10 protein-coding genes are annotated in these 11,361 nt (G+C 73.6%); 4 read left to right on the top strand and 6 right to left on the bottom strand.

Annotation, left to right across the window (positions count from 1 at the left end):
* Window positions 1-1,032 (bottom strand): agmatinase (speB, locus tag AC0IVP_RS21265; RefSeq protein ID WP_471759192.1); only part of this gene is annotated, 1,032 nt, incomplete at its 3' end.
* Window positions 1,033-1,200: 168 nt separating this feature from the next.
* Here speB and AC0IVP_RS21260 point away from each other — a divergent pair.
* Window positions 1,201-2,571: an NAD-dependent succinate-semialdehyde dehydrogenase gene (locus tag AC0IVP_RS21260; RefSeq protein ID WP_471759190.1), complete on the top strand. Its 1,371-nt coding sequence runs from the start codon at window positions 1,201-1,203 to the stop codon at window positions 2,569-2,571.
* 281 nt (window positions 2,572-2,852) lie between these two features.
* Window positions 2,853-3,254, top strand: coding sequence for a VOC family protein (locus AC0IVP_RS21255; protein WP_471759194.1), 402 nt, complete (start codon window positions 2,853-2,855; stop codon window positions 3,252-3,254).
* Between the two features lie 27 nt (window positions 3,255-3,281).
* Here AC0IVP_RS21255 and AC0IVP_RS21250 read toward each other — a convergent pair whose 3' ends face one another.
* From AC0IVP_RS21250 to AC0IVP_RS21230, 5 genes are all read right to left on the bottom strand, one after another.
* The gene (locus AC0IVP_RS21250; RefSeq protein ID WP_056295137.1) at window positions 3,282-3,641 is read right to left on the bottom strand and encodes a PRC-barrel domain-containing protein; all 360 of its coding nucleotides are present in this window, start codon (window positions 3,639-3,641) and stop codon (window positions 3,282-3,284) included.
* 98 nt (window positions 3,642-3,739) lie between these two features.
* The gene (locus AC0IVP_RS21245) at window positions 3,740-4,237 is read right to left on the bottom strand and encodes a glutathione peroxidase (RefSeq protein ID WP_471759188.1); all 498 of its coding nucleotides are present in this window, start codon (window positions 4,235-4,237) and stop codon (window positions 3,740-3,742) included.
* Window positions 4,234-4,662 (bottom strand): DUF2237 family protein, encoded by a 429-nt coding sequence (locus tag AC0IVP_RS21240; protein WP_056295133.1) that lies wholly within the window; start codon window positions 4,660-4,662, stop codon window positions 4,234-4,236. The genes AC0IVP_RS21245 and AC0IVP_RS21240 overlap by 4 nt, the downstream gene beginning before the upstream one ends.
* Window positions 4,659-6,002: a glucose-6-phosphate dehydrogenase gene (locus tag AC0IVP_RS21235; protein WP_471759186.1), complete on the bottom strand. Its 1,344-nt coding sequence runs from the start codon at window positions 6,000-6,002 to the stop codon at window positions 4,659-4,661. Before AC0IVP_RS21235 ends, AC0IVP_RS21240 begins: the two co-directional genes overlap by 4 nt.
* Entirely contained in the window at window positions 5,999-7,852 is a 1,854-nt protein-coding gene (locus tag AC0IVP_RS21230) for a glycoside hydrolase family 15 protein (RefSeq protein WP_471759184.1), read from the bottom strand. The genes AC0IVP_RS21235 and AC0IVP_RS21230 overlap by 4 nt, the downstream gene beginning before the upstream one ends.
* A 94-nt stretch (window positions 7,853-7,946) precedes the next feature.
* On the opposite strand from AC0IVP_RS21230, the gene AC0IVP_RS21225 reads away from it, so the two are divergent.
* Both AC0IVP_RS21225 and AC0IVP_RS21220 read left to right on the top strand, forming a co-directional pair.
* Complete coding sequence (locus AC0IVP_RS21225; protein ID WP_471759182.1) at window positions 7,947-9,920, top strand: acetoacetate--CoA ligase; 1,974 nt, start codon at window positions 7,947-7,949, stop codon at window positions 9,918-9,920.
* Between the two features lie 154 nt (window positions 9,921-10,074).
* Window positions 10,075-11,337, top strand: a complete 1,263-nt coding sequence (locus AC0IVP_RS21220; RefSeq protein WP_471759180.1) for an acyl-CoA dehydrogenase family protein — start codon at window positions 10,075-10,077, stop codon at window positions 11,335-11,337.
* Window positions 11,338-11,361: the final 24 nt, after the last annotated feature.

Below are 11,361 nucleotides of genomic sequence, written 5' to 3'. Positions count from 1 at the left end.
GCCCACCCGCTGGACCCGCTGTCCGCCGAGGAGTTCCGCGCGGCCGCCGCCGTGCTGCGCCGCGACAAGGGCGTCGCGGCGGCGCCGGGCGATCGCGGACAGCGCCTCCAGCACCACCCGGTTGGCCAGGGCGGCGGTGATGTCGGCGTGGTCGTAGGGCGGGGACACCTCGACGACGTCGATGCCCACCACCGGCAGTTCCAGGCACAGCCGGCGGACCGAGTCCAGCAGCTCGCGGGCGGTCAGCCCGCCGGGCTCGGGGGTGCCGGTGCCCGGCGCGTGCCCGGGGTCGCAGACGTCGATGTCCACGGAGAGGAAGACGCCGTCGCAGTCGTCGGTGGCGATGGTGGAGGCCTCGGCCAGGCAGGCGGCCAGGCCGCGGTGCCCGATCTCGGTCATCTCGTAGGAGCGCATCCGCTGCTCCGCCATCCAGTCCAGCGTCTCCGGGGGTGGCCAGTAGCCACGCAGCCCGACCTGCAGGAACCGGTCCCCGCGCAGCGCCCCGGACTCGATCAGCCGGCGCATCGGCTGCCCGTGGCCCCACAGCGACCCGAACTCGATGTCCCCGGTGTCGGCGTGCGCGTCGAAGTGGATCATCGAGACCCGGCCGTGGCCGAGCACGTCGGCGACCCCGCCGGCGTCGGCGAAGGCGATCGAGTGGTCCCCGCCGAGCACGACCGGGATCGCACCGGCCCGGACGACGTCGGCCACCGCGGCACGCAGGGCGGGCAGCGCCACCTCGATGTCCCCGGAGTACATCTCCACGTCGCCGGCGTCCAGGACCCGCAGGTCGCGCAGCCCGTCGGTGCGCAGGGCCAGGCTGGGCCGGGAGCCGTCGTGCGGCAGGTAGTCGGTCATCCGGATCGCCTGCGGCCCGAACCGGGTGCCCGGCCGGTGGCTGGTCCCGCCGTCGAACGGGGCCCCCAGGACGACGACGTCGGCGCCGGCCATCGAGGCCGGGTCGGTGTGGTCGCACCGGTCGACGCCGAGGAACGTGACGTCCGGGCCGTACTGCGTGCCGTAGCGGGCCATGCTGGTCCTCCTGAGGCGACGGAATCCGTCGGTGGAGGCTACCGCGACGACCGTATCCGTCGAGCCTCCCCGGCCTCCCGGTCCTGCTGCGTGGGCCCTGACGCGCCACGGAGCCGCTCGGCGGGCCATGATCAGCCCGAGACACGCCGTCCCGAGATCGGAGCACCCATGACCGAGTACGCCGTCGTCGACCCCGCCACGGGGGAGACGGTCGCCAGCTACCCCACCGCCACCGACGAGCAGGTCGAGCGGGCGATCGCTGCGGCGTCGGCTGCGCACCGCGGGTGGTCCCGGTCCTCCACGGTGCAGGAGCGGGCCGCGCTGCTGCGCCGCGTCGCCGAGCTGCACCGCGAGCGCAAGGACGAGCTGGCCGCGCTGATCGTCCGCGAGATGGGCAAGACCGTCACCGCCGCCGAGGGCGAGGTCGACTTCGCCGCCGACATCTACGAGTACAACGCCGACAACGCCGAGACGGTGACCGCCGACCAGCCGATCGACCTGGTCGAGGGCTCGCAGGGCACCGCGGTGATCCGCCGGGCCTCCCTCGGCCCGCTGCTGGGCGTCATGCCGTGGAACTTCCCGTACTACCAGGTGGCCCGGTTCGCCGGCCCGAACCTGGCGGTCGGCAACACGATCGTCCTCAAGCACGCCCCGCAGTGCCCGGAGTCCGCCGCGGCCATCGAGCAGGTGTTCCTGGACGCCGGCTTCCCCGAGGGCGCCTACGTCAACGTCTACGCCAGCAACGACCAGGCCGCGACGATCATCGCCGACCCCCGCGTGCAGGGCGTCTCGCTGACCGGCTCCGAGCGGGCCGGGACGGCGGTCGCCGAGGTCGCCGGGCGGCACCTGAAGAAGGTGGCCCTGGAGCTGGGCGGGTCCGACCCCTTCGTGCTGCTGTCCACCGACGACCTGGACGGCGCCGTCTCCGCCGCCGTCGAGGCCCGGATGGACAACAGCGGGCAGTCCTGCAACGCCGCCAAGCGCTTCGTGGTGCACGCCGACCTCTACGAGGACTTCCTGGCGAAGATGACCGCGGCGATGACCGCGATCGTGCCGGCGGACCCGACGAAGGCCGAGACGGAGCTGGGCCCGCTGTCCTCGCTGCGGGCCGCCGAGACCCTGGACGCCCAGGTGCAGCGGGCGGTCGCCCACGGCGCCACCCTGGTCGCCGGCGGCACCCGCACCGGCGCGTTCTTCGAGCCGACCGTCCTCACCGACGTCACCCCGGACAACCCGGCCTACGGCGAGGAGTTCTTCGGCCCGGTCGCCGTCGTCTACTCCGTGCCCGACGAGGACGCCGCCGTGGAGCTGGCCAACGACACCGGCTTCGGCCTGGGCTCCTACGTCTTCACCACCGACCCGGCCCAGGGCGAGCGCGTCGCCGACCGGATCGAGGCCGGCATGGTCTACGTGAACCTGGTGCTCGCCGACTCCCCGGAGCTGCCCTTCGGCGGCGTCAAGCGCAGCGGCACCTCGCGCGAGATGGGCCTGCTGGCCGCCGACGAGTTCGTCAACAAGAAGCTGGTCCGGATCGGCTGAGCAGCTCGGCCCCCGGCGCGCACTCACGCTCTGGGTGCGCGCCGGTGCCGTGTCAGCCGCTCGGTGCCCGGCGTGGGCGCGCGGTCCCGGCGCGGGTGCGCGCCCAGGCGGGGGTCGTCGACAGTGGACCGGCGCGGGCGCGCACCGGGGGCGGGAGGGCGCGGCGGCCGGGTGCGGCGACCGGGTGCGACGGGGGCCGATGAGTCTGTGGCCGGACACCGGTCCTGTGCTGTGACGGGGCCGGGACGGCCGGCCCGAGACCCAGGGAGCACCCCGTGCGCATGATCTTCGTGAACCTGCCCGTGTCCGACGTCGAGGCCGCGAAGGCGTTCTACGCCGGTCTGGGCTTCGAGCAGGACCTGCAGTTCTCCGACGCCGAGACCGCGTCGTTCATGATCGAGGAGAACATCGTGGCGATGGTGATGACCCGGGAGAAGTTCACCGGGTTCCTCCCCGCCGGGGCCAGCGCCGGCGACCCGGCGCAGCAGGTGTCGGTGATGAACGCGCTGTCGGCGGCCAGCCGCGAGGAGTGCGACGACCTGCTGGCCAAGGCCCTCGCGCACGGCGGACGTCGGTTCAGCGACCCGCAGGACCACGGCTTCATGTACGGCACCAGCTTCGCCGACCCGTCGGGCAACGTCTGGGAAGCCGTCTGGATGGACCCGTCGGCCCTGGAGGGGTGAGCCCACGGGCCCACCCCTCCGGTGCGCTCAGCGGCGGGCGAGCTGCCGTTCGCCGTTGGCGCCGGTGGAGTAGGGCAGCTGGTAGTGCGCGAAGACCTTCGGCTCCTCGTCGGCGGTGAGCTCGCCGTCGGTGTCGATGTTCGGGGCGGCCTTCGCCAGGTCCCGGGGGTAGGACACCCGGACCTCGCGGGGGCCGACGGTCGCGTCCTTGAGGGGCACGAAGACGATGCTCTTGCCGCCGATGAGGCCGCCGACCTCGACGCCGATGAACGAGGGCTCGTCGGACACGACGTCGACGTAGATCGACTCCAGCGAGCCGATCTTGTGGCCGTCGGGGTCGACGACGTTCTCGCCGCGCCAGTCGCGGATGTTGCCTGCCGGGATCATGCGATGTCCTCCAGGGGAGCAGTGCTCCGTGGTCTCGGAGCGTGTCGCCGCGGGGTTGCCCACGAACGGTCGTGCGCAACCGTCCCTCGGCCTGTGACTCACGACGTCAGCTGCGCCTCGATCGCCGTCCGCACCTCGGGGGAGTCGGGCTGGGTCTGTGGCCGGAACCGGGCGACGACGTCCCCGGTGCCCGACAGCAGCCACTTCTCGAAGTTCCAGGCCACCGGCCCGGCCTCGCCGGCGACGTCGGGGGCGGCGGTCAGCTCCCGGAACAGCGGGTGGGCGTGCGGGCCGTTGACGTCGAGCTTCGCCGTCAGCGGGAACGTGACGTCGTAGGTCGCCGAGCAGAAGGACGCGATCTCCTCGGCCGTGCCCGGCTCCTGGCCGGCGAACTGGTTGCAGGGCACGCCGACGACGGTGAACCCGCGGCTGCCGTACTCCTGCTGCAGCTCCTGCAGCTGGGCGTACTGCGGGGTGAGCCCGCAACGGCTGGCCACGTTCACCACCAGGGCGGGCCCGCCCCCGGTCAGCTCGGCCAGGGTCGTGGGCGTCCCGTCGAGCGTGGTCAGGGGCAGGCCCAGCAGGTCGGTGCTCACGTCTGGACAGAACCCGAGCCGGGCGGTCCCGGCCACCCGGACAGGTCGTCGGGGACGTCGACGGCCTGCGCCCGCAGCATCTCCAGCGGCACGACCTCCAGCGCCCGCACGTTGGTGGCGGCCAGCACCACGCCGGCCGGGGCGCCGGCCTCGAACGCCTGCCGCCACCGGACGGCGACCACGCACCACCGGTCCCCGGGCACCAGGCCGGGGAAGCCGTACTCCGGGCGCGGGGTGGTCAGGTCGTTGCCCAGGGCGGCCTGCATGGCCAGGAACTCCGCGGACACCACCGCGCACACGGTGTGGCTGCCGACGTCGTCCGGGCCACTGGAGCAGTGCCCGTCCCGGTAGAAGCCGGTGACCGGGTCGGTGCCGCACAGCTCCAGCGGACCGCCCAGCACGTTGCGCTCGCCGGGCTCGGTCACGCCGGGCCGTCCGAGCCCGCGGGGTAGTCCTGCAGCGGGATCTCGTCGGCGGCCCAGGCGTCGAGCACCGGCTGGACGATCCGCCAGCCCTGCTCGGCCTCGACGTCGGAGATCGACAGCGTGGGGTCCCCGGAGAGCATCTCGCGCAGCAGCAGGCCGTAGGCCGGCAGGTCCTGCGGCGGCGAGGTCGTCTGCAGCACCTCGCGCTCCAGGTCGAAGGGGTCGCCGGCGCCGTTGAGGTTGACCTCCAGGGCGATGCCGTCGGGGGACAGCTGCAGGCGCAGCACGTCGGGCTCGGGCTGCTCGTCGGCGAAGGCCAGGTGGGGCACCGGCTTGAACCGGACCACGATCTCCTTGCGCCGGGTGCCCAGGGCCTTGCCGGTACGCAGCCGGAACGGCACCCCGGACCAGCGCCAGTTCTCGATGGTCACGGTGAACTCGGCGAAGGTCTCGGTCATCCGCGAGGGGTCCACGCCGTCCTCGGAGGCGTAGTCGGGCAGCTCCCGGCCCTCGATCGTGCCGGCGGTGTAGCGGCCCCGGACGCTCTGCGCGACCACCGGCTGCACCGCCCGCAGCACGTCGGACTTGCGGGCCTGCAGGGTGGCCGCGTCCAGCGACTGCGGCGGCTCCATGGCGACGACGGCGAGCAGTTGCAGCAGGTGGTTCTGCAGCATGTCCCGCAGCGCGCCGGCCTTGTCGTAGTAGCCGGCCCGGCCCTCCAGCCCCAGGTCCTCGTCGAAGACGATGTCGACGGCGTCCACGTGCTGGGCGTTCCAGACCGGCTCGAAGACCCGGTTGGCGAAGCGCAGGCCCAGCACGTTGAGCACGGTCTGCTTGGCCAGGAAGTGGTCGATCCGGAAGACGCCCTCCTCCGGGACCAGGCCGTGCAGCACCTCGTTGAGCTCGCGGGCGTCGGCGATCCCGGTGCCGAAGGGCTTCTCCACCACGACGCGGGCGCCCTCGGGCAGCCCGACCTCGCGCAGTGCGGTCAGCGTGGGCAGGAAGACGGTGTTGGGCAGCGCCAGGTAGACCACCGGGACGCCGTCGACCCGGGCCAGCGCGCGGCGCAGGTCGTCGGGGGAGGTGACGTCGCCGTGCTCGTGGCCCAGCTGGGCGACGACCCGCTCCCGGGCGTCCTCGGGCAGGTCGCCGGCGTGCGCGGTCAGCCGCGCCCGCGCCCAGTCCCGGTAGGCCTCGTCGTCCCAGTCCTGCTGGCTGACGGCGAGCACCTCGACGTCGCCGTCGAGCACCCCGCGCTCGTACAGCTGGGCCAGGCTGGGGAGGAGGAGGCGACCGGTGAGGTCACCGGAACCGCCGAGGACGACGAACGAACGCGTCACTTGCGGCCTGCCTCTGCACGTCGGGCCTGGGCGATCTTGTACCCCGAGGCTATGACCCCCAGGTGGCTGAACGCCTGCGGGAAGTTGCCGAGGAACGACCCGTCGGTGGGGTCGATCTCCTCGCTGAGCAGGCCGAGGGGGGTGGCCCGGGCGCACAGCGAGTCGTACAGCGCCTCGGCCTCGTCGAGGCGGCCCTGGCCGGTCAGGTTGTCCACCAGCCAGAAGCTGCACAGCAGGAACGCACCTTCCTGGCCGGGCAGTCCGTCGTCGGACTCGGAGTGCAGGTAGCGGTAGAGCAGGCCGTCCCCGGCGTCCAGGTGCTCGCGGACCGCCTCGACGGTGGAGACCATCTTGGGGTCGTCGAAGGGGACGACGCCACGCAACGGCAGGGCCAGCAGCGAGCCGTCCAGCCCGCCGTCGTTGGCCTCACCGGCCTCGGCCAGGTGCTCGGTGAACGTGCCGCGCCCCTCGTCCCAGGACCGCTCCAGGACGGCGGCCCGCATCTCCTGCGACGCCTGCGTCCAGCGCTCCCGCGGGTGGTCCAGCGAGCAGTTCTCGGCGATCCGCAGCGCCCGGTCGACGGCGACCTGGCACATCGCCACCGAGTAGGTGAACGGCCGCCCGGCCCCGCGGATCTCCCAGATGCCCTGGTCGGGGGTCTGCCACATCTCGATGGCCTGCTCGGCCAGCGCGCACAGCGCGGTCCACAGGTGCTCGTCGACCGAGCCGCCGTCGGAGGCCCACTGGTGTGCGACGTCCATCAGCTCGCCGTAGACGTCGTGCTGGGTCTGCCCGGCGGCGCCGTTGCCCCAGCGGACCGGGCCGGAGTCCCGCCAGCCGGACAGGCCCGCGTCCTCCCACTCCTCGGGCGGCTGCCCGCCGTCCAGGGCGTACATGATCTTCGGGCCGCCGTCGCGCTCGGCGTTGGTCAGCGTCCAGGCCAGGAACGAGTCGGCCTCGGTGGTCAGCCCGATGCGGCGCAGCGCGTAGACCGAGAACGAGGCGTCGCGCACCCAGGTGTAGCGGTAGTCCCAGTTCCGGACGCCGCCCACCTCCTCGGGCAGGGACGACGTCGCCGCGGCCATGATCGCCCCGGTCGGGGCGTGGTCGAGCAGCTTGAGGGTGATCGCCGAGCGGCGGACCAGCCGGCGCTGCGGCCCCTCGTACCGGATCCGGCCGGCCCAGGCGCGCCAGGCGGTGGCGGTCTGGTGCACCAGCGCGGCCGGGTCCTGGCGGTCCTGCAGCCGGGTGTTGCCCGACCAGTGCAGCGCGACGGTGAGCGGGTCGCCGACGCGCAGGGTGACGGTGCCGCCCAGCGAGCCGTCCTCGCCGACCTCGAGCGGGTGCGAGGACCACAGGGTCAGCCGCAGCTCGGGCCGCGCGGGCCAGGACAGCGCCCAGCCACCGCCCTCGCGGCGGACCTGGACGTCGTCCCGGGGGCGCAGCCGGACGGTGAGCTCGGCCGAACCGGACACCACCCGGGCCAGCCGGAGCAGCTCGGAGCGGCCCGCGGGCACCAGCTCGGTGAGGTCGGCGCCGGCCCGCAGGGTCAGGCAGTCGGTGATCTCCACGGTGCCGTCGGGGCCCTGCAGCTCGGTGAGCAGCACGCCGGTGTCGTCGAGGTACCGCTGGTCGGCGGACTCCAGCCCGGTCAGCGAGATCGAGAACTCCCCGCCCCGCTCGGCGTCCAGCAGTCCGGCCAGGAACGGCGGGGAGTCGAAGTCGGGCAGGCACAGCCACGGGATGGAGCCGTCGCGGGCCACGAGCGCGCACGTGGCTCCGTCCCCGATCAGGCCGTGGTCCTCGATGGGCAGGTGACCACGGGTTCGGGTCAGGGGGCGGGTCGGCACGGTTCTCCTCGGGTGTCGGCTCGTCGTGCCCGCTGACCTGCCCGTTCGTCCCTGCCCCGAACCCCCGGGCGCGGACTTCTGGCAGGGTGGGCCTGTGACGGCCGACACCCCGCTCTGGTCCCCGACGCCCGAGTCGATCGCGGCGTCCCAGCTGGGGCGCTTCGCCGCCTGGGTCGACGAGCGCCGCGGCACGTCCCTGGGGCAGGACTACGACGCCGTGTGGGCGTGGTCGACCGAGCACCTGGACCAGTTCTGGGCCGATGTCGCCACCTGGTTCGACGTGTTCGAGGGCGGTGACCCGGTCCGCGACGACGAGGTGCTCACCGACCGCTCGATGCCCGGGGCCACCTGGTTCCCGGAACGGCAGGTCAACCTGGCCCAGCTCGCGCTGCGGCACGCCCGGGAGGACCAGCCGGCGGTGATCGGCGTCCGCGAGGACGCCGAGCCCGAGGAGGTGTCCTGGGCCCGGCTGCGCGGCGAGGTCGGCGCCTTCGCCGCCACCCTGCGCGGGCTCGGCGTGCAGGCCGGCGACCGCGTGGCGGGGTACCTGCCCAACGTGCCCGAGGCGGTCGTGGCGTTCCTGGGCTGCGCGTCGATCGGCGCCGTCTGGTCGGCCTGCGCCCCGGACTTCGGCACCCGCAGCGTGCTGGACCGCTTCGCCCAGATCGAGCCCGTCGTGCTGGTCGCCGTCGACGGGTACCGGTTCAACGGCCGCGACCACGACCGCCGCGACGTCGTCGCCGAGCTGCGGGGCGCGCTGCCCACGGTGCGGACGACGGTCGTGCTGCCCCGGCTCTTCCCCTGTGAGGTCGCCGACGGCGCGCTCGCCTGGGCCGACGCCGTCGCGGACCTGCAGCCGCCGGTCTTCCAGCCGCTGCCCTTCGACCACCCGCTGTGGATCGTCTACAGCTCGGGCACCACCGGCCTGCCCAAGGGGATCGTGCACTCGCACGGCGGCGTGGCGGTCGAGCAGCTCAAGCAGCTGGGCCTGCACCTGGACGTCGGGCCCGACGACCGGTTCTCCTGGTACGCCTCCACCGCCTGGATCATGTGGAACATCGCCAGCTGCTCGTTGCTGTCCGGCGCCACGCTGGTCGTCTACGACGGGGCGCCCGGGTACCCGACGCTGGACGCCCAGTTCGCCGTCGCCGCCCGCACCGGGACCACCTACCTGGGCACCAGCGCCGGCTACCTGACCGCCTGCGAGAAGGCCGGCCTGCGGCCCGGGGAGGACCACGACCTGTCGGCGCTGCGGTCGATCGGGTCCACCGGCTCCCCGCTGCCCGCGGCCGCGTTCGAGTGGGTCTACGCCGCCGTCGTGCCCGACGTGTTCCTCGGCTCGCTGTCCGGGGGCACCGACGTCGCCACCGGGTTCATCGGTTCCTCGCCGCTGCTGCCGGTGGTCGCCGGGGAGCTGCAACGGCCGATGCTCGGCGTCGCCGCGGCCTCCTGGGACGAGTCCGGACAGCCGGTGCTCGGCGACCTGGGCGAGCTGGTCGTCACCGAGCCGATGCCCACCATGCCGCTGTACTTCTGGGCCGACCCGGACGGCTCCCGCTACCGGGAGGCCTACTTCGAGCCGTGGCCCGGCGTGTGGCGGCACGGCGACTGGCTGGAGATCACCCCCACCGGCAGCTGCATCATCACCGGCCGCTCGGACTCCACCCTCAACCGCGGCGGCGTCCGGATGGGCACCGCCGACCTGTACGCCGCCGTCGAGTCCATCCCGGCCATCGCCGACTGCATCGTCCTCGGGGTCGAGCAGCGCGACGGCGGCTACTGGATGCCGCTGTTCGTGCAGCTCGCCGAGGGTTTCGAGCTCACCGACGCCCTGGTCACCGAGATCCGGGAGGCGGTGAAGCGCAACGCCAGCCCGCGGCACGTGCCCGACGAGGTGATCGTCGTCCCCGGGGTGCCGCACACCCGCACCGGCAAGCGCCTGGAGGTCCCGCTCAAGCGGCTGTTCCAGGGGGTGGCCCCGGAGAAGGCGCTCAACCTGGGCGCGGTGGACGACGCCGGGGTCGTGCAGCACTACGTCGACCTGGCCGCCGAGCGCGGCGTGCGCTGAGGCTCCCCCCGCTCGATGTGACCTCGAGCGGGGTCGGCCGGCCGGGATGCCGCTGGATGTGACATCGAGCGGCGGGAGGGCAGTCCGGGCGCGGGTGCGGTTACCGGCCGGTAACTTGGAGGGCGACCCGCCCGACGACGTGCAGGAGAGCGCTGTGAGCACCCCGCAGACCGACGAGACCACCACGGGCACCGTGCAGATGGAGCCCCGTCGTCCCGACCTGCTGCCGCCGTGGCACACCCCGGAGCGGGAGGCGCTGCAGCTGCAGGCGCGCGCCTTCGCGATGGACGAGGTCCTGCCGGTCGCGGACGAGCTGGACCCGCAGAAGGGCGAGATCCCGCAGCACCTGCTGGAGCGCCTGGGCGAGCTCGGGTACTTCGGCATCACCATCGACCGCGACCACGGCGGGATGGGCCTCGGCGTCTTCGAGTACTGCATGGTCAGCGAGGAGCTGGCCCGGGCCTGGATGAGCGTGGCCTCGATCCTGGCCCGCTCCCAGGGCATGGGCACCTCGGTCGCCGACGCCTCCCGCCGGGACGACCTGCTGCGGAGGTCCGCCGCGGGCTCGTGGATCGGTGCCGTCGCGCTGTCCGAGCCCGACGCCGGCTCGGACCTCGCCAACGTGCAGACCCGCGCCGTGCGGGACGGCGACGAGTGGGTCCTCACCGGGCACAAGCGCTGGTGCGGCAACGCCAAGGCCGCCGACTTCATCCAGGTGCTGGTCCGGGTCAGCGACCCGCAGCCGGGGGAGTCCCGCTCGCGCGGGCTGCGCAACGTGCTGCTGGCCAAGGAGCGCGGCTCGTTCCCCGCCGGGCTGAGCGGCTACCCGATCGACAAGGTCGGGTACCACGGCTTCCTGACCTGGGACCTGCAGTTCGACGGTGTCCGGATCCCGGCCGACGACCTGATCGTCGCCCCGGGCGACGCCGACGGGGACGGCGGGTCCAAGGCCGGGTTCGCCGAGGCGCAGGCCTTCCTGAACACGGCCCGGGTGCACACCGCGGCCCGCGCCGTGGGCCTGGCCCGCGCCGCGGTCGAGGACACCACGACCTACCTGCAGGAGCGCGAGCAGTTCGGTCACCCGATCGGCGACTTCCAGGCGCTGCGCTTCGCCCTGGCCGAGATGGCCGCCGACGTCGAGCAGGCCCGGGCGTTCTACCGGCAGGTCGCGCACCTGCTCGACGTCGGGGTCCCCTGCGAGCGGGAGGCCGCGATGGTCAAGCTGCAGGCCACCGAGATGGCGGTGCGGGTGACCAACCAGGCCATGCAGCTGCACGGTGGCAACGGCTACACCACCGAGCGCCAGGTCGAGCGGCACTGGCGCGACGCCCGGCTGACCACGATCTTCGAGGGCACCAGCGAGATCCAGAAGCGGATCATCTCCGACCGGATGCTGCCCCGCTCGCCCCTGACCTGATCCACGCTCACGGCGGGGAGGGGC

This window comes from Klenkia sp. AC732 (genome assembly GCF_979256525.1).
This window is presented reverse-complemented; position numbering and strand designations above follow the sequence as displayed.